This window comes from Halapricum hydrolyticum (assembly GCF_025517535.1).
Classification (GTDB): domain Archaea; phylum Halobacteriota; class Halobacteria; order Halobacteriales; family Haloarculaceae; genus Halapricum; species Halapricum hydrolyticum.
Map to the genome: position 1 here is coordinate 229,103 of NZ_JAOPKC010000002.1, position 25,341 is coordinate 254,443.

The 25,341-nt window shown below is 64.9% G+C and carries 25 protein-coding genes; 13 read left to right on the forward strand and 12 right to left on the reverse strand.

The window, feature by feature from the left end; all coding sequences use genetic code 11:
- Window positions 1–113 precede the first annotated feature (113 nt).
- The 4 genes from OB916_RS04100 to OB916_RS04115 all read left to right on the forward strand — a co-directional run bounded on the left by OB916_RS04100 (window position 114) and on the right by OB916_RS04115 (window position 3,258).
- Window positions 114–527: a DUF302 domain-containing protein gene (locus OB916_RS04100; RefSeq protein ID WP_315908008.1), complete on the forward strand. Its 414-nt coding sequence runs from the start codon at window positions 114–116 to the stop codon at window positions 525–527.
- 127 nt (window positions 528–654) lie between these two features.
- Window positions 655–1,518: a hypothetical protein gene (locus OB916_RS04105; protein WP_315908009.1), complete on the forward strand. Its 864-nt coding sequence runs from the start codon at window positions 655–657 to the stop codon at window positions 1,516–1,518.
- A gap of 81 nt (window positions 1,519–1,599) precedes the next feature.
- Window positions 1,600–2,835, forward strand: a complete 1,236-nt coding sequence (locus OB916_RS04110) for an NAD-binding protein (protein WP_315908010.1) — start codon at window positions 1,600–1,602, stop codon at window positions 2,833–2,835.
- 51 nt (window positions 2,836–2,886) lie between these two features.
- The gene (locus OB916_RS04115; RefSeq protein WP_315908011.1) at window positions 2,887–3,258 is read left to right on the forward strand and encodes a cyclophilin-like fold protein; all 372 of its coding nucleotides are present in this window, start codon (window positions 2,887–2,889) and stop codon (window positions 3,256–3,258) included.
- A 41-nt stretch (window positions 3,259–3,299) separates the two neighbouring features.
- On the opposite strand, the gene OB916_RS04120 is transcribed toward OB916_RS04115, so the two are convergent.
- The gene (locus tag OB916_RS04120) at window positions 3,300–4,883 is read right to left on the reverse strand and encodes an HPP family protein (protein ID WP_315908012.1); all 1,584 of its coding nucleotides are present in this window, start codon (window positions 4,881–4,883) and stop codon (window positions 3,300–3,302) included.
- A gap of 96 nt (window positions 4,884–4,979) precedes the next feature.
- A complete protein-coding gene (locus OB916_RS04125; RefSeq protein WP_315908013.1) occupies window positions 4,980–5,720 on the reverse strand; it encodes a nucleoside phosphorylase in 741 nt (246 codons plus the stop codon).
- Window positions 5,721–5,848: 128 nt separating this feature from the next.
- Here OB916_RS04125 and OB916_RS04130 point away from each other — a divergent pair, with 128 nt between their 5' ends.
- Window positions 5,849–6,844: an AEC family transporter gene (locus tag OB916_RS04130; RefSeq protein ID WP_315908014.1), complete on the forward strand. Its 996-nt coding sequence runs from the start codon at window positions 5,849–5,851 to the stop codon at window positions 6,842–6,844.
- A 15-nt stretch (window positions 6,845–6,859) separates the two neighbouring features.
- Here the strand turns inward: OB916_RS04130 and rpiA are convergent, their stop codons facing one another.
- On the reverse strand, window positions 6,860–7,540 hold the full coding sequence (gene rpiA / locus OB916_RS04135; RefSeq protein ID WP_315908015.1) for a ribose-5-phosphate isomerase RpiA: 681 nt from the start codon (window positions 7,538–7,540) through the stop codon (window positions 6,860–6,862).
- Between the two features lie 109 nt (window positions 7,541–7,649).
- Between rpiA and OB916_RS04140 the strand changes: the two genes are divergently transcribed.
- The 4 genes from OB916_RS04140 to OB916_RS04150 all read left to right on the forward strand — a co-directional run bounded on the left by OB916_RS04140 (window position 7,650) and on the right by OB916_RS04150 (window position 12,866).
- On the forward strand, window positions 7,650–7,928 hold the full coding sequence (locus OB916_RS04140) for a DUF7518 family protein (protein WP_315908016.1): 279 nt from the start codon (window positions 7,650–7,652) through the stop codon (window positions 7,926–7,928).
- Window positions 7,929–8,055: 127 nt separating this feature from the next.
- Window positions 8,056–11,628 carry a chromosome segregation protein SMC gene (gene smc / locus OB916_RS04145; protein ID WP_315908017.1) on the forward strand — a complete coding sequence of 1,191 codons (3,573 nt, stop codon included), beginning with the start codon at window positions 8,056–8,058 and terminating at the stop codon, window positions 11,626–11,628.
- Window positions 11,621–11,947 (forward strand): hypothetical protein, encoded by a 327-nt coding sequence (locus OB916_RS16995; protein ID WP_390884021.1) that lies wholly within the window; start codon window positions 11,621–11,623, stop codon window positions 11,945–11,947. Before smc ends, OB916_RS16995 begins: the two co-directional genes overlap by 8 nt.
- A complete protein-coding gene (locus OB916_RS04150; protein WP_390884022.1) occupies window positions 11,940–12,866 on the forward strand; it encodes a segregation/condensation protein A in 927 nt (308 codons plus the stop codon). Before OB916_RS16995 ends, OB916_RS04150 begins: the two co-directional genes overlap by 8 nt.
- A 336-nt stretch (window positions 12,867–13,202) precedes the next feature.
- Here the strand turns inward: OB916_RS04150 and OB916_RS04155 are convergent, their stop codons facing one another.
- Complete coding sequence (locus OB916_RS04155; RefSeq protein ID WP_315908018.1) at window positions 13,203–14,078, reverse strand: cytochrome c oxidase subunit 3; 876 nt, start codon at window positions 14,076–14,078, stop codon at window positions 13,203–13,205.
- Between the two features lie 108 nt (window positions 14,079–14,186).
- Here OB916_RS04155 and OB916_RS04160 point away from each other — a divergent pair, with 108 nt between their 5' ends.
- The gene (locus tag OB916_RS04160; protein ID WP_315908019.1) at window positions 14,187–15,572 is read left to right on the forward strand and encodes a hypothetical protein; all 1,386 of its coding nucleotides are present in this window, start codon (window positions 14,187–14,189) and stop codon (window positions 15,570–15,572) included.
- A gap of 2 nt (window positions 15,573–15,574) precedes the next feature.
- A complete protein-coding gene (locus tag OB916_RS04165; RefSeq protein WP_315908020.1) occupies window positions 15,575–15,838 on the forward strand; it encodes a DUF7410 domain-containing protein in 264 nt (87 codons plus the stop codon).
- Here the strand turns inward: OB916_RS04165 and OB916_RS04170 are convergent, their stop codons facing one another.
- On the reverse strand, window positions 15,839–16,894 hold the full coding sequence (locus tag OB916_RS04170) for a glutathione S-transferase family protein (protein WP_315908134.1): 1,056 nt from the start codon (window positions 16,892–16,894) through the stop codon (window positions 15,839–15,841).
- A gap of 237 nt (window positions 16,895–17,131) precedes the next feature.
- Between OB916_RS04170 and OB916_RS04175 the strand changes: the two genes are divergently transcribed.
- Window positions 17,132–17,662, forward strand: coding sequence for a 50S ribosomal protein L16 (locus OB916_RS04175; RefSeq protein ID WP_315908021.1), 531 nt, complete (start codon window positions 17,132–17,134; stop codon window positions 17,660–17,662).
- A 287-nt stretch (window positions 17,663–17,949) separates the two neighbouring features.
- Window positions 17,950–19,233: a 3-phosphoshikimate 1-carboxyvinyltransferase gene (gene aroA, locus OB916_RS04180; RefSeq protein ID WP_315908022.1), complete on the forward strand. Its 1,284-nt coding sequence runs from the start codon at window positions 17,950–17,952 to the stop codon at window positions 19,231–19,233.
- Window positions 19,234–19,253: 20 nt separating this feature from the next.
- On the opposite strand, the gene OB916_RS04185 is transcribed toward aroA, so the two are convergent.
- The 7 genes from OB916_RS04185 to rpl7ae all read right to left on the reverse strand — a co-directional run bounded on the left by OB916_RS04185 (window position 19,254) and on the right by rpl7ae (window position 25,229).
- Window positions 19,254–19,787 carry an HTH domain-containing protein gene (locus tag OB916_RS04185; protein ID WP_315908023.1) on the reverse strand — a complete coding sequence of 178 codons (534 nt, stop codon included), beginning with the start codon at window positions 19,785–19,787 and terminating at the stop codon, window positions 19,254–19,256.
- 71 nt (window positions 19,788–19,858) lie between these two features.
- A complete protein-coding gene (locus OB916_RS04190; RefSeq protein WP_315908024.1) occupies window positions 19,859–21,958 on the reverse strand; it encodes an outer membrane protein assembly factor BamB family protein in 2,100 nt (699 codons plus the stop codon).
- A 134-nt stretch (window positions 21,959–22,092) separates the two neighbouring features.
- Window positions 22,093–23,490 (reverse strand): sodium-dependent transporter, encoded by a 1,398-nt coding sequence (locus OB916_RS04195; protein WP_315908025.1) that lies wholly within the window; start codon window positions 23,488–23,490, stop codon window positions 22,093–22,095.
- Between the two features lie 164 nt (window positions 23,491–23,654).
- Complete coding sequence (gene ndk / locus OB916_RS04200) at window positions 23,655–24,134, reverse strand: nucleoside-diphosphate kinase (protein WP_315908026.1); 480 nt, start codon at window positions 24,132–24,134, stop codon at window positions 23,655–23,657.
- A 15-nt stretch (window positions 24,135–24,149) separates the two neighbouring features.
- Window positions 24,150–24,626: a 50S ribosomal protein L24e gene (locus OB916_RS04205; protein ID WP_315908027.1), complete on the reverse strand. Its 477-nt coding sequence runs from the start codon at window positions 24,624–24,626 to the stop codon at window positions 24,150–24,152.
- Between the two features lies 1 nt (window position 24,627).
- Window positions 24,628–24,855 carry a 30S ribosomal protein S28e gene (locus OB916_RS04210; protein WP_229111137.1) on the reverse strand — a complete coding sequence of 76 codons (228 nt, stop codon included), beginning with the start codon at window positions 24,853–24,855 and terminating at the stop codon, window positions 24,628–24,630.
- 11 nt (window positions 24,856–24,866) lie between these two features.
- Window positions 24,867–25,229, reverse strand: a complete 363-nt coding sequence (gene rpl7ae / locus OB916_RS04215) for a 50S ribosomal protein L7Ae (protein ID WP_315908028.1) — start codon at window positions 25,227–25,229, stop codon at window positions 24,867–24,869.
- Between the last annotated feature and the right edge of the window lie 112 nt (window positions 25,230–25,341).

The window sequence follows — 25,341 nt, forward strand, 5'->3', positions numbered from 1 at the left end:
CCGTCTGCTCCGGATTGATCACACGGTGTCGTGTGCCCTCACCGGGTGATCGTTACAACGATCACTATAACGTACACCGAGGACTCATCCGTGCGCGTCCCCTAGAGAATAGAATGGCACCGTATACCCACCAGTACCGTATCGACGCCCCGTTCGACGAGACAATCGAGATCGTGACCGACGCGCTCGCCGAGGAGGGGTTCGGCGTCCTCTCGGACATCGACATGCAGGCAGCATTCAAAGAGAAACTCGACAAAGAACACGCCCGGTATCGAATCCTCGGGGCGTGCAACCCGCCGCTCGCGTACGACGCGATCGACGTGGAGTTCGAGATCGGTGCGCTCCTGCCGTGTAACGTCGTCGTCTACGAGACGGACGGCGACGAAACCGGGGTCAGCGTCGCCGACCCGACGCAGTTACTCCCGGTCATCGGCAACGATGACGTTGAGCCGCTCGTAGAGGAAGTCAACAGTCGCATCGAGGCCGCCTTCGGCGCGATCCCGAACGCTGAAACTGTCTCGGTATAGTAGCTCCCCGGCACCCTGAGCTCGCGCCGATAATCGCGACACCGGACCAGAGAGATTCCGATCGGGAAGCCAGTACGGATCTGGAAACCAAAGAAATAGATACGCACGTACCAACTAGCGTCCACTGATGGCGGACCACAACTTTCTCGAATCGGACTGGGACTATGCCATCGTGCTGGACGCCTGCCGGTACGATGTCTTCAGCGAGGTCTACGACGACTACCTTCAGGGCGATCTCGAAAAGCGAACGAGCATCGCCTCCTCGACTCCGGAGTGGGCCTCGAAGACGTTCACTGACGAACACGACCTCGCGTACTTCTCGGGCAACCCCTTCATCAACGACCTGGGGATCCCGCTCAACGAACTCAAGTGGGGTGCCAGTTCTGGCTACGAGTGGACTGCGACCGAACACATCAGCAATATCATCGACGTCTGGCAGTCCGGGTGGGACGACGACCTGGAGACCGTGCCGCCGGACAGCCTCAACGAGGCCTTCTACGCCAATCGGGACTCCGTCGAGGCCGCCGAGCGGACGGTCGTCCACTACATGCAACCCCACGCGCCGTACCTCTCACGCGGCAAGGGCCAGAAGCTCAAGCAGATCCAGAAAGGGATCAAGCGCCAGGGGGCCCAGCAGGGCCGATCCGACGACGGCGTTCTCTCCTCGGCTGTCGGGACAGTTCGCCAGAAGGTCGAAGGGACACTCGACGGCGTCGAACTCGCCCAGAAGATGGGACTGTGGCTGGAACTCGGCCCGCGTGCGGTCCTCAAAAACGGGACCCGCGGCGCGGCGATGGGCCTCTACGAAGAGAACCTCCGGATCGCCATGGAGTCGGTCGTTGACCTCATCAAGGACCTCGACGGGGACATCGTCGTGACGGCCGACCACGGCGAAGCGTTCGGCGAGGAGGGCGTCTGGGAACATCACATCGAGACCCACATCCCGGCGCTCGTCGAGGTCCCCTGGCTCGAAGTCGGGGGCGTCCGCTAGTTCGGACCTGTCCGCTGGTTTTGCCAGTCGAACCGTAGTCTAGACGGTGACGTTTATCCCCTTCCCCGGACGAGAGAACGTATGGTCCGGCATCCGGGTGCGCGAGCGACAGTCTGGCTCGTGACAGTCGTCGCGGTGCTTTCCTTTGCGGTCGGGGTCGTCAACATTGCCTCCCAGGAGGTGGCCCTGCTGAGCGGGTACATCCCGGAATCTGTCCAGCGCCTCGCAGGGTTCACCGGGGCAATGACCGGCTTTCTCATGCTGGCCAGCGCCTACGGTCTCCGGATGCGACTGCGTGTCGCCTGGTACTCGACGCTGGTCTTGTTGCCGGTGACCGCACTCCAGGGCGTCGTCCAGTCCGGAACGGTCACGGTACCGCTGGTCGGCGTCCCGGTGCCGGTCTCGACACCGCTGGTCGTGCTCTCGCTGGCGTCGATCCCGCTCGTCGCGAGCGGCCGGGGCCAGTACACCGAGTCGTGGTCGCTGTCGACGAGTCAGCTCGCAGCGCTTTCGGCGCTGGCCGGCTCCCAGATCTACGGGACTGCCGGGTCCTACGCGTTGCACGAGCACTTCCCGGCCGTGAACACGGCGCTGGACGCGTTCTACTTCACGCTCGTGACGGCCTCGACGGTCGGGTACGGCGACATCACGGCGACTAGCCAGGTCGGACGGCTGTTCAGCATGTCCGTGCTGGTTATCGGTGTCGCCAGCTTCGGTGCTGCGGCGGGGACGCTGCTCGGCCCGGCGATCGAGGCACGCTTCGCGGCCGCGCTCGGACAGATGTCGGAGGCGCAACTCAGAATGCTCGAAAACCACATCATTGTTATGGGGTACGGCGAACTGACCGAACCGATCGTCGAAGGGCTCGAGGAGTCCCACAACTCCTTTATCGTCGTCACGCCGGACAGGGAACGGGCCTCCTCACTCCGGGATCGAGATCTCAACGTCCTGGTCGGCGACCCGAGCGACGAACAGCCGCTATATGACGCCGGGATCGAGCGTGCCGCCGGCGTCCTGGCAGCGACCAACGACGACGCCGGGGACGCGCTCGCAATCTTGACGGCGCGGGCGCTCAACCCCGACATCCGGATCGTTGCGGCGGCGACCGATCGCCAGAACATCGACAAGCTTCGGCGGGCCGGTGCCGACGCCGTCATCAGCCCCGCCGTCATCGGTGCCCACCTGCTCGTGCAGTCGGCACTGGGGAAGGCGGAAGTCGAGTCTGTCGCCGACCGCATCCTGGGAACGACCGGCGAGGAGGTCGAAGAGATCGCCGAAGATCACGACGACGAGCCAGAGGGGGCGTCGACCGAATAGCTGTCTTGCGAATCCTGTAGCACTATTACGCCCGATCGCAAACGCTCACGTATGGCTGACCTCGTGATCACCGCCGGCGAGCACGAGCTCGAAGCGGACTGGCTTGCGGAGAACCACCGAACGCGGGACGCACTGCTCGAATCGCTCCCTGTTTCCGGCGAGGCCGCCCGCTGGGGTGACGAACTGTACTTCGACGTGCCGGTAGACGTCGACCCAGCGGCGACGCGGGCGGAGGTCCCAGTCGGCACGATCGCCTACTGGCCGCAGGGCAACGCGCTGTGTCTCTTCTGGGGCCCGACGCCCGCGTCGATCGACGGGATGCCCCGTGCCGCCTCGCCGGTCGCGCCGCTCGCCCGCATCGACGACGTCTCGCCGCTCGACGCGACCGAGGGCGGCGCATGGGTCCGGGTCGAAATCGCCTGATCGAGACTGTCCCGTCAGGCGTGACAGGAGCGGATCGTCGACTAGAAGTTTCGATCGAGGATCGCGATGTCAGTGTCGAGTTCGCCGAGCCGTTCGTAAGTCGGCGGTGAGAGGAACCGCGATGCGGTACTCCGGTCCCGGCTCGACCCTAGCACGATCAGATCGAACTGGGCGGCGTTTTCTCCGAGGAACGAGGCGATATCGGCGCGGGCGACTCGCGTCTCGACGCGGCCGTCGGCAGTCTCGGCGAGGTTCGCGAGCATCTCCTCGGCGCTGCGACGCTCGCGTTCGGAATCGATACAGTGACACACGCTGACTGTGTCGCCGGTCAGTCGCGTCGCGAAGTCGATCATGGCGTGAGCGACGTCGCTTGCCTGTCGCACGGGAACCAGAACCCGCGACCACCGGACCCGCCCGTCGTAGGACTGGTGTGCGAGCACGTCGATTTCGCCCCGGAACAGTTCGCGGATGTGCGGGGCGAGGCCACCGTTTCCGGTCTGGTAGGGGACCGTGATCAGATCACAGCCGGTCTCTTTGGCCGTCCTGGCGATCGTCCGAGCGCGTGAACCGCTGCCGGCTGCGACGACGACCTCACAGGGGACGCCGACGACCGTCTCGATGCGCTCGGCACGCGATTCGAGTGCGGCCGCAGCGTTTGCCACGGCTCGGTCTCTGGCGCGCTGTCGGATCGCCCGCTCGTCGTAGGCGCCCCAGTCCTGACTGATATCGCCGGCGTCGACCGCATCGTCGCGGTCGGGCGGTTCGCGCGTGAAATCGGCCCAGTTCTGGTGGACGTCATCCGGCTGGACACCGGTCGGGTCGGCCCGCGGCACGGACACGTCGTCGTCGGGCGGTTCGGCCCCGTCGAGCAGTGCCTGCTCCTGTGCGGCGATGTCTTCGTCTGCGACGACGTCACAGAGGACGACCTTCCCGGCGTCGTGGGCAGCCGCGAGCCGCGCGCCGAGCATCGCGGTTGCGTCCTCGTGGGGGCCGCCAGTCGGGACCAGCACGTGATCGTCACCCCGGGTCGACTCATAGAGGATGTTCGCTCGCTGTTCGTAGACGTTGTCGCGCCAGAGGACGAACGCGCCAGCCACCAGGGCACTCGACGCCGCGACGCTGAGGACGTACGCGAACTGATCCGCGCCGGTGACGTGCACCAGCAGCGCCGTCGAGAACGCCGCCGCCTCTTCGATGTCGAGCCCCCAGGTGACGACGCCCGTCAGAAGGAGTCCGAGCGCGACGGCTCCCGGATCGGCGGCCAGCGTCTGGGGTTGGGGCTGATACCAGAACCGAAGCGCGAGCTCTAGCGCGATCCAGCCACAGAACGCGCCCGCCGTGAGCCCGCCGACGAACCGCCGCGGCGAGGCGTATCGACCTTCGGGGTTGGCGAAGAGAGTGTACGACCCCGAGGCCAGCGGCGGGAACAGCAGGAACGGCAGGAGGTCGATCGCGTTCGACAGTGCCGTCACGGCCCCCAACAGCAGCGGCAGCGCGACGAGTACCGAGAGGTGCACCAGGTTGCGCGTGTTCTCGATCCACCGGTGAAACGTCCTGATCTCCCCGCGGACCAGCCTGAAGAGCCGCCTCCGGAGTCCTCGCACGCGTTCGACCGGGCCTGGCATGACTTACCGTCCGAACCACCTACAGGGACAAAAAATCCGCGGCCCCGTTCCGCGCGGGCCTCACACGTGCCGGCCGTATCACGACGGTGTCCCGCGCTACAGTTCCACGGCGGCTTCGAGTGCGATCTCGATCGCCCGTTCGACGTTGTTCTTGGCCTTCTCCGGCAGTTCTTCTGCTTCGGTTTCGCCTTTCTGGATTCCCTCGACGAGGTTGCCGTCGACAGTGCAGATCGCACCTGCGGCCAGTCCTTTCCGGCGCGCGAGCGTGAACAGCGCGGCCGCCTCCATCTCGACGGCCAGCAGCCCGGCAGCCTCCCAGGCGTCGACGTACTCCGCTGTTTCGGCGTAGAACGCGTCGTCGGTCGCGATCGGGCCGACGTGGACGGTCCCGCCGGTCGTCTCGTCTTCGATCCGTTCGGCGGCCTCGGCCAGCCCCGAAAGCGCGTCATAATCCGGAACGGCGGGGACGGTCGCCGACTCGTAGCGTTTGGTCGTCCCCTCGTCCTTGGCCGCGCCCGTGGCGACGATCATGTCGCCGATCTCGATGCCCGACTGAAGTGCGCCGGTCGTCCCCACGCGGAGGACGGTCTCGACGCCTACCGCGGCCAGTTCTTCGACGGCGATCGCGGCCGAGGGGCTGCCGATACCGGTCGAACAGATCGTCAGCGGCCGTCCCTCGTAAGTGGCGTTGACGACCCTGTACTCACGATTCTCGGCGACGAGCTCGACGTCTTCGCAGTGATCGGCGATGCGATCGACGCGGCCGGGATCGCCCGGCACGAGCGCCAGGTCGTGAACGTCGCCCGCTTCGACGAGCAAGTGTGGCTGTTTGGCCATGTCTCGCGGTGGGTGCTCGGGGGACAAAAATCGGATCGATCCGCGACGCCCGATTCGCGGATCGCTCCGGAACGTACGAGCCCGAACGATTCACAACGCACAAGCACTCCCCGCAGCGACTCTCGTTTGTGTCACCAGTCGATTCGGGACTGCTGTCGATCTTCGCGACCGCCATCGCGCCGATCATCGCCATCGCCGCAGTCGGGTACGCGCTCGGCCGGACGCAGGACGTCGACGCCGGGCCGCTGAACACGATCACCGTCTACGTGCTCGCGCCGGCGCTGGTCTTTCACAGCGTCGCGACCACCCCGCTGGGCGGGGAGACGCTGCTGTGGCTGGCGATCGGCGTCACGGGGTTCACCCTGACAATGGCCGCCCTCGCCCAGGGGATCGGGCGGCTCGCGGGCGAGACCGAGCCTCTGCTCGGTGCGTTCGTACTGGTGAGTTCGTTCGGCAACGCCGGCAACTACGGCATCCCGCTGTCGGATTTCGCCTTCGGTTCGGTCGGTCGCTCGACGGCCGTCCTGTACATCGTCGTCCAGAGCGTCCTGTTGTACACGCTCGGGGTCTATCTCACCGCCCGCGGCCGCGACGAGAGCGCGCTCGCGGGCGTTCGGCGGGTCTTCTCGATCCCGCTCGTCTACGCTGTGGTCGTCGGGCTGGTCGCGGGCTCGCTTGGACTGTTGCCGCCTGCCGAGAGCGCGATCATGGAGACGGTCGGCATGGTCGGCAACGCCTCGATTCCCGTGATGTTGCTGTTGCTCGGGATCCAGCTGTCGAACGCCGAGCTCGGGGCCGCACTGGGCAGCGTCGTCCGGGCGAACGCCCTGAAGATGGTGGTCGCCCCGGTCGTCGCCGTCGGCGTCGCGCTTCTGTCGCTTGCGGCGTTTGCCAGACTCGGGCTCCAGGGCCCGCAGGCGACCGTCGCTCGAGTGTTCGTCCTCGAATGTGCGACGCCGGCTGCCGTGACGCCACTGATCCTCGTGGGCGAGTTCTCCGGCGGTTCGGTCGACGGCGTCACGCCGGAATCGTACGTCTCGACGGTCGTGTTCACCTCGACGCTCGTCTCGATCCCCACGCTGACCGCCCTGATCGCGATCCTGCAGTCCGGGATCGTTCTCTAGAGCGCGGGTTTGTCACTACAGCTCCGTCACGCGAACGCCATCGTCAGTCCCGCAGTGGATCTCGTCGGCCAGTTCGACGAACAGGCCGTGTTCGAGCACGCCAGGTAGTGCCGAGAGAGCTCTCGCGAGCCCCGCTGGATCCTCGATCGTCCCGAAGTCACAGTCCAGCACGAGGTTGCCGTTGTCGGTGACGACCGGGCCGTCCTTGCGTTCGGCCGCCCGGAGCTGTGGGTCGCCACCGAGATCGGCTACCGTCTCGGCGACCGTGCGACGGGCGTCCGGGAGCACCTCGATCGGTACTGGATGGTCGAGGGCGTCCGCCTCCTTCGTCGGATCGACGACGACGAGCAGCCGGTCGGCGGCAGCGTCGACCAGCTTCTCGCGGGTGTGCGCCGCGCCACCGCCCTTGATAAGCGTCCCGTCGGCGACCTGATCGGCCCCGTCGATCGCAAGGTCGGGCGTCGCGTCTTCGAGGGTCGTCAGTGGAATCCCGACTTCGCGGGCCAGCTGTCGCGACTGGTAGGAGGTCGGGACGCCCTCGATGTCCAGGCCGGCGTCGACGCGCCTGCCGAGTTCGCGGATCGCGTAGGCGGTCGTGCTTCCGGTTCCGAGGCCGACGACCATCCCGTCCGAGACGGCGTCGACCGCCGACTCGCCCGCGGCGCGCTTCTGCTCGTCCGTGCCTCCGCGTTTCATACTCATTGGGGCGAGCGGTATCCGGAAAAGCGTTCGCGTCTGCGATCGTATCAGCTGCTATGTGTATGTCTGACGTAAGTTTATGCGGGCGGGGATGTGTGATAGGGATATGTGCGGCAATCGCGTCGAAGAGCTCGAAGAGCAGGTCAATCAACTCCAGGCAACTGTCGACGGGCTGACGGACGAGCTGGTCGAGTGTAAGGTTCGCATTCGGGAACTGGAAAACGCCGTCGACGCCGATATGGGATTCAGTCCGGCCTCGGAGGGGACCGATTCCGACACGAGAGAGACATCGGCCGAAGAATCTAACACCGAGGAAACCGATCCAACGGACGAACAGGGCGAAGAGCTGGAGACGGACGGCGATTCGGACATCATCATCGCATGATACGAACGACCGTACGTCCCTTCCGAACCGACCGCACGTCTGGATGCGGTCGGGCCGGTACATCGGTACACCAGTCCGTATGACGCCATCGGGTGCCCAACCGGCGTCCGCGGAGAGTTGACCCCCCATGCACATCAAAGAGCTCGTACTCGACGACTTCAAGAGCTTCGGTCGGAAGACGCGAATCCCCTTCTACGAGGACTTCACCACGATCAGCGGCCCGAACGGCTCGGGCAAGTCTAACATCATCGACGCCGTGCTGTTCGCGCTCGGACTCGCCCGGACCTCGGGCATTCGCGCCGAGAAACTGACCGACCTCATCTACAATCCCGGCCACCAGGACGGCAGCGTCGAGACGGCTGGCGAACGCGAGGCCAGCGTCGAGGTCGTACTGGACAACGCCGACCGGACCCTGGAGCGGTCGCAGGTCGTCAACGCCGCCGGGACCGACAAGATCGGCGAGATCGACGAGATCACGATCAAACGCCGCGTCAAGGAAACCGACGACAACTACTACTCGTATTACTACATCAACGGTCGGTCGGTCAACCTCTCTGACATCCAGGACCTGCTCGCACAGGCGGGCGTCACGCCCGAGGGGTACAACGTCGTCATGCAGGGCGACGTGACCGAGATCATCAACATGACCCCACACGCCCGCCGCAAGATCATCGACGAGATTGCGGGCGTCGCGGAGTTCGACGCGAAAAAGGAGGACGCCTTCGAGGAACTGGAGGTCGTCGAGGACCGGATCGAGGAAGCCGACCTCCGGATCGAGGAGAAGCAGGACCGGCTTGACCAGCTCGAGGACGAACGGGAGACTGCGCTCGAATACCAGGAGTTGCGCGACCAGAAAGAAGAGTACGAAGGCTATCGGCGGGCGGCCGAACTGGAGGACAAGCGAGACGATCTCTCGGAGGTGCGCGATGAGATCGACGAGCGAGAGTCCGAACTCGCGGAGTTGCAGGCCGAACTCGACGAACGGGAGGGCAAGGTCGTCCGGCTGGAGGACGAACTGGCCGAACTCAACCGCGAGATCGAACGCAAGGGCGAAGACGAGCAACTCCAGCTCAAACGCGAGATCGAGGAGGTCAAAGGCGAGATCTCCCGGCTGGAGGACAAGATCGGCACTGCCGAGGAGAAACTGGAAGACGCCGAAAACGAGCGTCGGCAGGCGTTCGTCGAGATCGATCGCAAGCAGGAGACGATCGACGATCTGGAGAGCGAGATCCGCGAGATCAAGGTCAACAAGTCCTCGCTGATGGCCGAGATCCAGGAAAAGGAGGCCGAACTGCAGTCGGTCGAAGCCGAGATCGAGGAGCTGGGCGAGGAGTTCGAGGACGTTCGCGAGGAGCTGGAGTCCCGGAAAGAGAGGCTCGCGGCGGCCGAATCCGAGCGCAACGACCTCCAGCACGAACAGGATCGGCTGCTCGACGAGGCGCGGCGACGCTCGAACGACCAGCGCGAGAAAGAACAGGCCATCGAGGAGGCCGAGGCCAGGATCCCCGAGATCGAGGCCGAACTCGAAGACCTGCGAGCGGAACTCGAGAAGGCCGAGAAGAACCGCGAGACGATCACCGAAGTCGTCGCCGATCTCACCCAGGAGAAGCGCGAACTGCAGTCGGACCTCGAATCCATCGAGGACGAGATCAGCGCCAAACAGCAGGAGTACGCCCAGCTGGAGGCGAAAGCCGACGACAGCGGTGACAGCTCCTACGGCCGGGCGGTGACGACGATCCTCAACGCCGACAAGGCGGGCGTCCACGGGACGGTCGCCCAGCTGGGCAGCGTCAGCGGAACGTACGCGACTGCCTGTGAAACAGCTGCAGGAGGACGGATGGCACACGTCGTGGTCGACGACGACGGCGTCGGCCAGCAATGCATCGAGTACCTCAAATCTCGCAACGCCGGGCGAGCTACCTTCCTGCCGATCACGAAGATGCAACACCGGTCGCTGCCCGGCAAGCCCGACCATCCGGGTGTGGTCGATTTCGCTTACAATCTCGTGGATTTCGACAGCGAGTACGCGCCGGTCTTCTCGTACGTGCTGGGCGATACGCTCGTCGTCGAGGACATGGAGACCGCCCGCGAGTTGATGGGCGAGTTCCGGCTGGTGACTCTGGAAGGCGATCTGGTCGAGAAGAGCGGTGCGATGACCGGCGGCTCCCAGAGCGGCTCTCGCTATTCGTTCGCGGGCAGCGAGGGGAAACTCGAACGGGTCGCCCAGCAGATCAACGATCTCGAAGACCAGCGCCAGGACGTCCGTAGCGACATCCGTGACGCTGAGGACCGTCTGGAAGACGCTCGCGACCGCAAGTCCGACGCCGCAGAGCAGGTCCGGGACATCGAGGCCGAGATCGAGAAGCGCGAGGACGAACGCGAGGGGGTCCGCGAGGAGATCGCCGACCTCGAAGACGACCTCGAAGCGATCGAGGCCGAACGCGAGGAGGTCTCCGAGCGGATGGACGAGATCGAGGCCGACATCGAAGCGAAGGAAGCCGAGATCGAGGAGATCGAGGCCGACATCGCGGAGCTCGAAGCGGAGATCGAGGACTCCGAGCTACCCGACCTCACCGACGAGGCAGAGGCGATTCAGGCGGAAATCGACGAGCTGCAGGATCAGGCCGACGAGCTGGACGCCGACCTGAACGAGAAGCAACTGGAGAAAGAGTACGCCGAGGACGCCATCGAGGATCTCCACGAGAGAATCGAGACGGCACAGAACCGCAAGGCAGACCGCCAGAAGGAGATCGCCGAACTGGAGAGCAAGATCGAGGACCAGGAGGGGGTCCTGGCAAAAAAGGAGGCCGCGGTCGAGGACCTCGAAGACGAGCTGGCCGATCTCAAGGACGACCGCGAGGACCTCCGCGAGGATCTCCGGGCGGCCAAAGACGCGCGAGACGAGCAGAAAGAGGCCGTCGATAGAGTCCAGAGTGACCTCGACTCCCTGGAAGAGACGGCAGAGCGCCTCGACTGGGAGATCGAGGAGCTCGAAAGCGAGGTCGGCGACTACGACCCCGAGGAGATCCCGGATCACCACACGGTCGAGTCGGAGATCGGTCGTCTGGAGAGCGAGATGGAGGCGCTGGAACCGGTCAACATGCTCGCGATCGAGGAATACGATAACGTCCAGGCCGATCTCGACGAGCTGGAGGAGAAACGCGCCACGCTCCAGGAGGAGGCCGACGGAATCCGCGAGCGGATCGCGACCTACGAGGCTCGCAAGAAGGAGACGTTCATGGAGGCGTTCGAGTCGATCAACGACCACTTCGAGTCGATCTTCGAGCGCCTCTCGAACGGAACGGGCCACCTCTATCTCGAAAACGAGGACGATCCCTTCGACGGCGGATTGACGATGAAGGCCCAGCCCGGCGACAAGCCGATCCAGCGGCTCAACGCCATGAGCGGCGGCGAGAAGTCCCTGACCGCACTCGCATTCATCTTCGCGATCCAGCGCCACAACCCGGCACCGTTCTACGCGCTCGACGAGATCGACGCGTTCCTCGACGCGGCCAACGCCGATCGGGTCGGCGAGATGGTCGACGAGCTCGCCGGCGACGCTCAGTTCATCGTCGTCTCCCATCGCTCGGCGCTGCTCGAGCGGTCCGAGCGAGCGATCGGCGTCACGATGCAACAGGACAACGTCTCGGCGGTGACCGGGATCGACCTGAGTGCTGGAGGTGTTCCTGCTGATGACTAGGGAGACGCGAACGGCAGTGAGCGTCTCCGACAGTCGAGCGGGGAACGGAGTGACCCGCGAGACTAGCGAGGATCTGAACAAAGTGAAGATCCTCGAAAGGGCGAGCGGGGAGGAGTACCGACCCGCGAGCAGGGAGACGCGAACGGCAGTGAGCGTCTCCGACAATCGAGCGGGGAGAGCGAGACGCGACTGTCAGGAGCGTCTCGGACGCGAGCGGGGAGAGGATCGACCCGCGAGCGAAGCGACCCGCGATAGCGAGGATCTGAACAAAGTGAAGATCCTCGAAAAGAGCGGCGAATCGGAGGTGAACCATGACTGACGACGAGATTCCACTGGACATCACAGGTCACGAGACGCGAGACGGGACCGACGACGGGACAAGCCTCCCCGACGGCGGCACGAGCGTCGTCGCGGGCGGCGAGTCGGGCAGTCCCGGCGGGCCGCCAGGGCCGGACGGAGCAAGCGAGAGCGACGACACCGAACCGGTCGAAGTGCTCGTCCAACTGGCCGAAGACGGCGAGATCGACCCCTGGGACATCGACGTCGTCCGGGTGACGGACAAGTTCCTCGACGCGCTCGAAGAGGCGGATCTGCGGACCTCCGGTCGGGCGCTGTTCTACGCGAGCGTGCTCGTGCGCATGAAAAGCGACGCCCTGCTGGAGGACGACGGTCCCGAGCAAGAGCCAGTTGCAGACGAACCGTGGGTCGAGCCGCTCGGCGAGGAGGAGTTAGGCGTCGATCCCTTCGACCAACTCGACGCCGAGATCGACCGCCGGCTCGAACGCAAGCGCGCCCGGGGCATGCCCCAGACGCTGGACGAACTCGTCCACGAACTGCGCGATGCCGAGCGGGACACCTGGTGGAAGGAATCCCGGGAGTACGACACCAGCGACTCGCCCCAGGGCTACCAGCGCGGGACCCAGCAACTCGACTACCGGACTGCAGACGACCTTCGGATGGACGAGGAGCCGACCGCGGCCGAAGTGACGGGAACGGCCCACGCCGAAAACATCGACGAGATCATCGATAGCGTCGAACGATCGCTCCGCGAGCAGTACGACGCCGGCCGGTCTGAAGTCCTCTATCGCGAGATCGGCGACGTCGGCGGCTCCCGGGTCGAGACGTTCCTCGGACTGCTCTTTCTGGCCCATCGGGGTGAAGTACGACTCTCACAGGACGACCTCTTCGGGGACCTCTGGATCCGGAATCCCGATGCTGCCGAGACCGCGTCGGACTGATACGGATTATTGGAACGATGTCCCGTTCCGAGCGACATATCGGCTGTCTATGCGGACAGACTGAGGATAATTCAGTAGCGGGCATCGGCTCCCGACTCCGTAGATGGCGTTCGAGTCGCTGCGCACTCTTCGTGGTCCGTTCGAGAGAAAACCGGGATAGTGCGCCAGTTGACTGGCACGGGGCCGTAGCCGACCGCGGCTCGTGATTCCCCAGCGGTGCCACCCCCAAAGTGGCGTCATCCCCCCACGCACGGTCGGCGATCCTTTCCCCTGCGGGTGACACTATCCCTCGTTCCAGTCCGACACCAGGTTACTATAAAATATTTTTGATCGCGATCAGAGTACGGCACCGAGGTACAGCGAGACGACGAGGAAGACCCACACCAGATCGACGAAGTGCCAGTACATCGAGACGGTACTGACAGATGTGTGACGATCCGGGGTGTACTGACCCATGAGACTCCTGGCGAAGATGATACCGAGCAGGATCGCACCCAGCGAGACGTGTGCGCCGTGGAGACCGGTCAGCCCGTAGAAGGCGCTGTTGAACGCCCCGCCCTGGATCGTGAAGCCCTCGTGGACGATGAACTCGTAGTACTCGTATGCCTGTCCGGCGATGAAGACGACCCCGAGCAGGAGCGTGAGCCCGAGCAGACGGACGTACCGCTGACGGTTGCCGTTCCGGAGTGCGACGTGCGAGAAGTGCAGCGTCACACTGCTCGTCAGCAAGATCGCGGTGTTGATCAGCACTAAACTACCGAGCAGTTCTGGGAACCCGTCAGTACTCCAGGCGCCCGACCGGATGAAGAAGTAGTAGACGAAGCCGGCACCGAAGGTGGCGATCTCCGAGCCGAGAAACAGGACCATCCCGAACCGGAGTGAGCTGCTGCTTCGCTGCTCGGTCCCGTGTTCCCAGTAGGTGGCCACGAACGCGTGATACAGCCAGCCGTAGATCCCCGCGAGCAACAGCAGGACGCTCGCCGCGAGGACGCCACCCGCAGCGACCCGCAGCGTGACCGCCTGTTCACCGACGGTCGTCAGCGTCGGGTTCGAACTGCTGCTCCAGATCACGAGCGCCACGCCGATGTAAATCAGCGCCCCGCCGACGGCCGTGACGAACGGCCACCAGCTGGCCTCACCGAACCCACGGGGCCAGTCCTCGACTGCCGGAAGGTGATGTCCCCCGTGGTCCTCTGAATCTGCGGTACTCATACCCACCCGTAGCGGGCCGGATACTAAAAATCCCCCTGAATACGGGGGTGTTTGCTTATAATTTGGTCCGGAAGCTATTCATCGACGGGGCTCGCAAGCGTGACGTACATGGGCGGTCGTCGGTCCTGGCGTCGTTACGGTCGAGTTGCCGGCCTTCTCGCAGTGCTGGCGGTAGCCACCGACACGGTCGGAGCACACGGCGCAGCCCTGAGCGACGGCGGCCGCGAGGCCGTCGCCGTTCCGACCTGGCTGTTTCTGGTGACCGGGGGCGCGGCGATCGGTGCGTCGTTCCTGCTCGCGTCGTTGGTCACCGACCGTACGCTCATCGCCGCGATCCACGACTGGCGACGACACGTTCCGGTCCCGGCCGAGTGGCTTCTGCGGTCGCTGCTCTCCCTGCTCGGCGTCGCCGGATTGCTCTGGGTGTTCGTGGTCGGCGTCGCCGGCCCACAGCGGGGCACTGCCAACGCAGCGGTCCTGCTGGTGTGGGTCGGCTGGTGGGCCGGTTTCACGATGTCGACGTATCTCGTCGGCTCGGTCTGGCCGGTCCTCAACCCCTGGCGGACGCTCACGGATCTCCTTCCGTCGCTGAAGCGATCGTATCCCGACCGGCTGGGCGCGTGGCCGAGCGTCGTCGGCCTGCTGGCACTGATCTGGATCGAGGTCGTCAGCCCGGTCGCCGACGACCCGCGAACACTTGTGACCGTCGTCGTCGGATACACGGCCGTCACGTTCGCGGGCGCGGTCGCCTACGGCCCGGGCAAGTGGTTCGAGACTGTCGACCCGATCGCGCGCGTCTTCCGGTACTACGGCCGGCTCGCACCGCTGGCTCGCGAGGGCGGTTCGATTCGGCTTCGTTTGCCCGGCACTGCGCTCGCCGAGACCCGACTCGTTGACGGGTTCGACGAGGTCGGGTTCGTCATCGCGCTGGTGTGGGCGACGACCTACGACGGGTTCGTCGCGACACCTGCCTGGGAGTCGGTCGCGGGCCCGATCGTCGAGGCGGGCGTCCCGTCGCTGGTACTGTATCTCGTCGTGCTCGCGTCCGGCTATCTGCTGTTCGTCGCTGTATACGTGATCGGGACGCGCTACAGCCGGCGGCTCGCCGGAACCTATCTCGCGACGCCGACGCTCGCCCGCCGGTTCGCTCCGCCGCTGCTCGCGATCGCTGCCGGGTATCACCTCGCGCACTACCTTGAGTACTTCCTGTCACTGGCGCCGTCACTGGTCACGACCGCCGCGACGCCGCTGACGCTCCGCGAGACTGTGCCAGTGCTCGTGCTCCCCGGGTGGTTCGACGCCGTCGCGCTCGCGAGCGTACTTCTCGGTCACGTGCTGGCCATCTGGACTGCCCACGCGGTCGCGTTCGATAGCTTCCCCGGGCGCTTACAGGCGATCCGCAGCCAGTACCCCTACACGCTCGTCATGGTCCTGTACACGATGTCGAGCCTGTTCATCGTCTCGCAGCCGACCATCGAACCACCGTTCCTCTAAGCATGACCAGTGAAACCTACGACATCCCGCCCGGCGAACCGGTCTACGAGTGTCCCTACTGCGGACGCCCGTTCCCGGAGGAGCGGTTGCTCGCGTTACACCGCGGGCTCGACCACCTCGACCGTCTCGACGACGAGGAGCGGAGTGCTTTCGAATCCGCCTACGAGGCCGAAGCCGAGCCACTCAAGCGATACCGGATCGCCGCTGTCGGTGTGCTCGTGGTGCTGTACTTCGGATTGTTGATGGCCTTCGCGCTGCTCGGGTGATTACCGGTTCACTGCGGCACGCAGATCGTCCGGCAGTCCACCCGGTAGTTCGTCCCGGTCGTGGGGCTTCTCGAAGTCCGAATCGGGCCCTTTCGGAACGATTCGCTTCGGGCTGACCTCGGGATGGGTCGTGTAGTAGTGCTCTTTGATGTGGTCCATATGTACCGTCTCGGCGACGCCCGCTTCACTCCGCGTTCGCCCGTCCGGCGTCCCCTCGCTCCGCTCGGCGACGCCCGTCTGATAGACATCCCGAAGATACGGCCAGAGATTGTCGTACTCGCGGATCAACCGGTGGTTACACATGAAGTGCGTGTGATAGACCTCGTCGAAACGAACGAGCGTCGTGAACATCGCGATGTCGGCTTCGGTCAGTCGGTCGCCGGCGAGATAGCGCTGGTCGGAAAGCACCGAATCCCAGTGGTCGAGCGCGTCGAACAACTCCTCGACAGCCCTGTCGTAGGCCGCCTGTGAATCGGCGAACCCGGTACGATAGACGCCGTTGTTGATCGGCTCGTAGATCGCCTCGATGATCCTATCGACCTCCTCGCGGTAGCCCTCGGGATAGAGGTCGACGTCGCGGTCGGCGACGTCGCCGAATTCGGTACCGAGCATCCGCATGATCTCCTTGGACTCGTTGTTGACGATCGTCTCTTCCTGTTTGTCCCAGAGCACGGGGACCGTCACCCGGCCGGTCATCTCGGGGTCGGCCATCATGTAGATCTCTCGGAGGAAGTCCGCCCCGTTGACCGTGTCCGGCGTGCAGCCGTCTTTTTCGGGCGTGAACTGCCAGCCGTCCTCCCCGCGATAAGGGTCGACCACGTCGACGCTGATGGCGTCTTCGAGTCCGAGCAGTTTCCGCGCGATCAGCGTCCGGTGAGCCCACGGGCAGGCATACGAGACGTACAGGTGATACCGCCCGGCCTCCGGCTGGAAACGCGCGTCCGGGCTGTCCTCGATCCAGTCGCGAAACGCCGTCTCCTGGCGCTCGAACTCGCCTTGCTCGTTGGTCGTCCGGTAGACGTCAGTCCGCCACTCGCCGTCGACGAGCATGTTCATCGTGACCCTCGATACGGTTCCCATCCTGAAAAGCGGGCCAGTGACGCCGGTGTTACCGATACTGGTGGGTATAAAAGATATTCGGCACGCCGTCGCGCCGAATCAGTTCGAAATGGTATAGCCACCAGTATGAGTCCGCGTTCGCGTGTCTCTATCTCTGTGATAGTGACACACAGTATTCGTCGGCGTTCGAAGCCCTTATCCCGACGCTGGGCCACGTATTCGCCAAGAGTACCTATGTCGGACAAACCAGCCTCGATGTACCGAGACATCGACAAGCCGTCGTACACTCGCCGTGAGTACATCACTGGCATCCCCGGTTCGAAGATCGCACAGCACCAGATGGGCGACAGGAACACGGAGCCCGAAGACTACCCCGTCCAGATCAGCCTCATCGTCGAAGAAGAAGTCCAGCTCCGCCACGGCTCGATGGAGGCCGCCCGCCTGTCGGCCAACCGCCACCTGATCAAGGAACTCGGCGAGGGCAACTACAAGATGGTCCTCCGGAAGTTCCCCCACCAGGTCATCCGCGAGAACAAGCAGGCGACCGGTGCCGGGGCCGACCGTGTTTCCGACGGCATGCGCCAGGCCTTCGGGAAGATCGTCGGCACTGCCGCCCGGATCCAGAAGGGCGAGCGCCTGTTCACCGCCTACTGTGACGTCGACCAGGCTGCAGCCGTCAAGGAAGCCTACCGCCGTGCCTACAACAAGATCACCCCGCCGTGCCGGATCAAGGTCGAACGCGGCGAAGAGCTGCTTATCGCCTAAGTGAACCGCTGGCGCGGTTCACTCGCCCCTAGTAGAATTCCACCAGGCCCGCGACGAGACTGCCAGCGGTTGCTGGCCGCTCGTAGGGGCAACGCCAGCGCCTTTTGCAGCCGCTCGCGAACTTTCGAGCGGCAGGCCTGCCTTTCCCCGTTTCGCGCGATGAAACGCCCTCACGGCCACCGCTCGGTCACCGTACCGCACAGCCGCCGTACGGCCGACCGTTTTCTAACCACACCTCGAGCAGCGAGGTAGCAAATGGTTTGACCCGGGCCGCCGAGAGACTCCATATGGACGCAGACATCACCAAGTCGACAGTCAGCGGGACGGTCCAGGCCCCGCCGTCGAAGAGCTACACGCACCGAGCGATCCTGGCAGCCGGCTACGCCGGAGGCGCGACCGTCCGCGATCCGCTCGTGAGCGCCGATACGAAGGCAACGATGCGCGCGGTGGAAGGCTACGGCGGCAGCGTCGAGCGCCACGACGATCACCTCGACGTGACGGGCTTCGACGGCCGCCCCGAAGTTCCCGACGACGTGATCGACTGTGCCAACAGCGGAACGACCATGCGCCTCGTGACGGCCACGGCCGCGCTCGGCGATGGACTGACCGTCCTCACCGGGGACGACTCGCTTCGCTCGCGACCGCAAGGCCCGCTGCTCGACGCCATCGACCAGCTCGATGGCCGCGCCGAGAGTACTCGCGGGAACGGCCAGGCCCCGCTGGTCGTCGGCGGTCCGATCGACGGCGGGCGCGTCTCGATCCCCGGCGACGTCTCCTCGCAGTACGTCACGGCCCTGCTGATGGCCGGCGCCGTCACCGAAGGGGGAATCGAGATCGACCTCAAAACCGAGCTCAAATCCGCGCCGTACGTCGACATCACGATCGAGGTCCTGGAGGCGTTCGGCGTCGACGCCGAGCAAACGGCCGACGGATTCGCCGTCGCGGGCGGCCAGTCCTACGATCCCGTCGACGGAGAGTACACCGTTCCGGGCGACTTCTCGTCGATTTCGTATCTGCTCGCGATGGGCGCGCTGGCCGCGCCGGACGGGTTGACCGTTACCGGCGCCCACCCCAGCGCGCAGGGTGACTCCGCGATCGTCGACGTGCTCCAGCGGATGGGCGCCGATCTCACCTGGGACCGCGAGGCGGGCGAGATTCACGTCAGCCAGTCCGATCTCTCGGGTGTCGAGGTCAGCGTCGCGGATACGCCCGATCTGCTGCCGACGATCGCCGTCCTCGGCGCCGTCGCCGACGGGACGACTACCATCGTCGACTGCGAACACGTCCGATACAAGGAGACCGACCGCGTCGCCGCGATGTCCGAGGCGCTCACCGCGATGGGGGCGTCAGTCGAAGAAGAACACGACACGCTGACGATCCACGGCGGGGACAGCGATCTCGACGGCACGACCGTCGATGGGCGGGCCGATCACCGGATCATCATGTCGCTGTCAGTCGCGGGACTCGTCGCTGACGGAACCACGACCGTCGAAGGGATCGAACACGTCGACGTGTCGTTCCCGAACTTCTTCGACGAACTCGAGACACTCGGTGCCGAGGTCAGCCGGTGAGGTCCGGCCGCGATCGCCGATCAGTGCTCCGGCTCTTCAGCCGGGGCGAGCATGTCGTCAATCGTCAGGATGAGGCTGTTTCCGGTGTCGTCTTTCCCCTCGATCGTCCCGACGATCTGCAATTTCGACAGCGGGGTCGGTCCGACGGTGATCGTGTCCCCCTCGTCGAACTCGCCGATCGATCCCTGAAGCTTGATCTCTGCACGACACTTCTCTGGGTGGTGGACGCTCGTCAGGTTGATCGCCTCGACGTTGGAGTGTTCGACTTTCTTCCCCTCGTGAAACAACGGGACTTCCGCTGGCTGATCCATCTCCTGGATCTGTAACGCGTCATAAGCGTTCGCTGTCGGCTTGTATCCGCCCTTCGGCCCCGGCACGCCCTCGACCAACTGGAGAGCTTTGAGACTCTGCATCTGGTTTCTGATGGTCCCCGGATTCCGGTCGACCTTCTCGGCGATGTCTTCTCCCTTTACCGCGCTCTCTCGCTCCCGGTAGAGATTGACGAGTTCCTGGAGAATGTTCTTCTGGCTGGGCGTCAATTCGATCGATGACATTACCGGTTTTTCGTTACAAAACGCCTTAAAGCCCCCGGTGGCGTGGATCGATCGTGCCACGACGAGGCGGATTACTCGTCGGTGTCGTCACTCACCGGCTGGTCTGCCGGCTCGGAACTCTCACTCACCGGCTGATCTGCCGGCTTGGAACTCTCACTCCCCGGCTGATCTGCCGGCTCGGAACTCTCACTCCCCGGCTGATCTGCCGGCTCGGAACTCTCACTCACCGGCTGATCTGCCGGCTCGGCAGGAGACGACCCCTCTCTGAGGATATCCTCGGGCGGATTCCGACCGAAATGGAGCCATCCGGCAACACCGGTCAGCGTCGCCAGTACGCCAGCCCCAATCGGAATCAATCCGTCATCCGTCGACGCACTCGAATCCGCGTTCTGAGACCCATTGCCGCCACTCCCTGGCGGCGACGGCGTTTGCGTCGGTGTTGGATCCGGTGTTGGCGTGGGTGTTGGATCCGGTGTTGGCGTGGGTGTTGGATCCGGGGTCGGTGTCGGCTCTGGGGTCGGCGTGGATTCGGTCACGGTGATCGTTTGCCGAATCACATCTTCCGTGCCGGTGTCATCTCGGACCGTCAGCTGAATGGAATATTCACCGGGATTGTCGAACGTGTGATCGACGACCTCGCCAGCTTTCCCTTCCGCTCCAATGATCCAGTTATAACGGGTGATCTCACCATCAGGGTCGTTCGACCCCGCTGCGCTGAACGTGACAGTCTCGCCCGGGTTCGGTGACGACGGAGTATACTCGATGACCGCCGTCGGCGGCCGGTTGGCAACTGGGACCGATTTCGTCACCGTGTCTGTCAGCCCGCCCTCGCTCTCGACTGTCAACGCCACCTCGTAGGTGCCACGCGTGTCGAACGTGGTCTCGACGATTGGTCCCGTCGCTTGCTCGCCGTCGATCGACCACTCGTACGACGAGACCAGGCTGTCCGGCCCCGACGCCGACGCGTCGAAGGTGATCGTCTCGAGGGTCTTCGGCGAGGCCGGTTCGAACTCGAACGCCGCCGAGACGTACTCCGAGAACGCGGCGACGTTGTCACGCGTGCGGACGTACAGCCGCCCGTTCGCTGCGGACGGTGCGGAGAGCACTGGCGATCCCGCGTCTGCCGTGTACAGTTCGGTTCCGTCGGTCGCATCGAACGCGTAGATGGTCCCGGCGTCCGTCCCGACGAAGACGACACCCGAAGCCACGATCGGCGTCGTCCCGGTGCCGTCAACGCTCGCAGTCCAGCGCTCGCTCCCGTCTTCCGGGTCGAGTGCGTGCAGCGTCCCGTCCGAATCGGGGACGTACACCGTCCCGTCCGCGGCGGCCGGCGACACGTCGACCGGCACGCCGAGGTCGCGCGACCAGTGACTCTCTTCGTTGCGGATCGCGTGGAGCACGCCAGCGGCGTCGGCGACGTATATGGTCTCGTCGCCGACGACGACGGCCGATCGGATCGGATCGTCGCTGACGTTGACCTTCCACAGATCGGTCCCGTCGGCCGCGTCCACCGCGTACACCCGACCGAAATCGTTCCCGACGTAGACGACTCCTCCGGCCACTGCCGGCGACGATCGGATCGGTGCCCAGGTCCGGGACGTCCATACTTCGTCCCCGCTGGTCGCATCTAAGGCATAGAGAGTTCCATTATTGCCACGGACTCCGGCATAGACGATCCCGTCGGCCACCACGGGCGATGTCTCGATGCGCTCGTCTGTACCGGCCGAGAGATAGGTCTGACTCTCGCTCCCATCGACAGACACCGCGCGGAGGTTGTTGTCGACACCGACGAAGACCGTTCCGTCTGCCACAGCAGGCGTCGAACCGACAGCGTACTCCGCTCGCTCTTGCCACAGCTGTTCGCCGTCGTCAAGACTGATACCGTAGACGTCGTCACCGACAGTGACGAACAACCGCCCGTCCGCGACGACCGGCTGGGATCCGCTCACGTCGCCGTCTTTGAATCGCCACTGACTGGCCGCGTTGACTTCGGGAACGTCGCTGGACGGTGCGTGGCCTGCGTTCGTTCCGTCGTATCCGAACTGCGGCCACGATCCGTCCGTCGCGCTCGCTGCACGTCTCGCGGACTCGCCCGCGAGGCCCACCCCCGCCGTGACTACGCCGAGTGCCTGCAGGTAGCGTCGGCGCGTCGATGACGCTCGCTCTGTCATCGCATCACCTCCATAGTGTTCCGTCTCGCTGCATCCAGTGTTGCAGTCACGACCGCGAGCCAGCCGACCATGTGTATCTGCCTTTGGCTATCCAGAGTATGAAAACCATTCCATTGTGTTTCCCTCCCCGGCGGTCACGAGCGCGGGACTCGGGACAGCCACATCACGAGTGCGACCAGGGTCAGCAACGCGAGCGTCGCCAGCGCGATCACGAGCGGCTCGCCCCGGGCCCGACCGACGAGGAGCCGCCACGCCGGCCGCGCGACGCCGGCCGCCTTTGCCCCGGTCGCGATCGCCAGCACTGCCGGAAGTGCATAACGCACGAGCGGGTACAGGCGTCCGAGATCGGCCTGCACGCGAGAGAACTCGTGCTGCCAGACGAACGCGTACACGATCAGCAGGGCGGATATCGGGAGCGCGAACGTGCCGACCGACTCGTCGACGAGATCAAGCACGGGCCGTCCCGCGAACGCCAGGTCCACGGGACTGTAACTCAGCGCCGATGGCAGGCCCGCGAGCAAGACCCCTCCGGTCAGAAGTGCCGTCGCCCGTTGGCGGCCGTAACCAGTCGTGTTCGCCGTCGCCGCGACGCCGACCTCGAGCAACGAGACCGCCGAGCTCAGTGCGGCGAAAAACAGCAGTCCGAAGAACGCAACGGCTACGACCCGGCCGAGCGGCATCGTCGCGAACGCCGCCGGGAGCGTGGTGAACGCGAGCTCCGTCCCGAGCGTCGGCTCGAGGCCAAAGCTGAACACGATCGGAAAGATGACCAGCCCCGCGGTGACCGCCGCGGCGATATCCGCGACCGTGATCACCAGCGCGGACCGCAGCAGGGTCGTCCCTTCGTCGAGGTAACTCCCGTAGGTGAGCATGATCCCCTGGCCGACTGACAGCGAGAAGAACGCCTGCCCGAACGCCACACTCCAGAGTCCGAGATCCGCGAGGGCCTCGAACCGGGGCGTGAACAGGAAGGTCGCAGCTCGATCCCACCCGGGAAGCGTCGCAGCGTAGAGTGCGAGCGCGGCGAGGACGACGAACACGGTCGGCATCACGATTCTGGCCAGCCGTTCGATGCCGCCACGAACACCAAGCGAGACGACCCCGCCGGTCAGTACCGTCACGACGACGAAGTACCCCACCGGAAGCCAGCCGTCAGTGAACGGCGCGAATGTCACCTGCGACCCGACCAGCCACGAGAACAGAAACCCCAGAACCCAGCCAGCGAGCACGAGATAGTAGCTCAAGATGAGGAACACGCCACCGACGACGAGCCATCCGAGCGGCGCGTATCCTGATTTCGCGCTCTCGAACGCGGAGATCACGTCCGTCCGGAGGTGCCGTCCGATGGCGAGTTCCAGCACGAGCAACGGCACCGCACAGGCGAACGCCGCGATCAGGTACGGAACCAGGTACGCACCGCCGCCGTTCTGCCCCACGACGGCCGAGAACCGCCAGATGTTCCCGAGACCGACGGCCGCCCCGGTCGCCGCGAGCAGAAACCCAAGACGCGACGACCACCGCTCCGTAATCATAGGGTCGTATTGAATCGCACCAGTGATAGTTCGACCGGCTCACGGGATCCGTGTCTTGATCGGCGAAAAACGAAGTCGCGAGGACAGTACAGCGAACGAGGTTCAGATGTCTCGGTCAAGCCGAGGGCGCACGACAAGATCGAGACTGACAACGGCGTCCAGAATTACTCGTCGACGTCCTCGTAGACCCAGGGCTCGTCCGCTCGCTCGTAGTCGACCAGTTCCTCCTCGTCGAAGAACAGGTCGATCTCGCGCTCGTTGGATCCCGGGTCCTCGTGATCGGAGCCGTGGATGATGTTCTGTCCGAGGTCCAGTCCGTAGTCGCCGCGGATCGTTCCGGGTGCAGCCTCGGCAGGATCGGTCGCGCCCATCATCTGGCGGACCTGGCGGGTCGCGTCTGCGCCCTCCCAGACCATCGCCATGACGGGTCCGGAGGTGATGAACTCCACGAGCCCGTCGAAGAAGGGCTTGTCCTCGTGTTCGGCGTAATGCTCGTGGGCGAGTTCCTCATCGATCTGCATGAACTTCGCGCCCACCAGCTTCAGGCCGCGATCCTCGAGTCGCGTGATGATGTCACCGACCAGCCCGCGCTGGACGGCGTCCGGTTTCGCCATTACGAAGGTTCGTTCGTCGTGGTGGCTCATATTTGAAGTAGTCGTTCAGGCCTCGGCCTCTTCGGTCTCGGTGTCTCCCTCGTCGTCCGATTCGTCCGCCTCCTCGCCTGACTCGCTGTCATCGTCCGCCTCTTCGGCGTCTGCATCGGCCGGTTCGTCCGCCTCTTCGGCGTCTGCGTCGGCCGGTTCGTCCGCCTCTTCGGCGTCTGCGTCAGTCTCAGATTCGGCGGCTTCGAGGTCCGGCGCGGCCTCGGGTTCGTCCTCGGCGTCTGCCTCGACAGCATCAGACTCGTCTGCCTCCTCCGCTTCGGCTTCGCGCTCGGCCGCGACCGTCTCCTGGCGGTCGCTCTCGCGGCCGGCTTCGGTCCAGTTCAGGTCACGGGGTTCTCGACCGAGTCCGGCGTTCTTCTCGCATTTCGAGGAGCAGTAGTGCAGCGTCGTCCCGTTCGTTCGGACGAGCATCGTCCCCGTGCCGGGCTCGATCTCGCTGCCGCAGTAGTCACACTCGCGTGTCTGTGGCATCTTACTGGCCTCCGATTGCGTCGGCTTCGCGGGCGGTCTCCCGGAGCTGCAATACGTCACCTTCCCGGACCGGACCCAGGACGTTCCGGGTGATGATCCGGCCCTGGTTGGATCCCTCGCGGATGCGGCACTTGACCTGCATGGCCTCGCCGTGCATCCCCGTCCGGCCGACGATCTCGATGACCTCGGCGGCCGTGGATCCGCTGTCTTCGGATTCCTCAGCACTCATCCGTGCTCACCTCACCGAAGCTCCTCGAGCTTCTCGGCGATGTCCTCGACGTCGCTGCTGGCGTCACCGGCGTCGACGATCGCCGCGGCCGCGCTCCCGACCTCCAGGCCGGCGGCCTCTCCGAGATCGTCCTGTTCGGCGACGAAGACGAAGGGAACGTCCTTCTCGTCGGCCAGCTCGGGGAGGTGCATGACGATCTCCTCGGGCTGGACGTCCTCGGCGACGAAGATTAGTTCTGCGGAGCCGCGCTCGACGGCTTTGGTTGTCTCGTTGGTACCTTTCTTGACGGAACCTGTGTCCCGCGCGATCTCGAGCGCCTCGAGGGCGTCGGCTTCGAGATCGGCAGGGACGTCGAAATCGACGTATACTGGCATGTGTTGGTCACCTCCTGCACGTGGGCTCGCGCTCCCCCGCCGTTTCGGAGGGCGACCCTCCGGCGGCGCCGAAACCGGCGCACGCAAATCCTAGATGGCTAGGAGCATCATC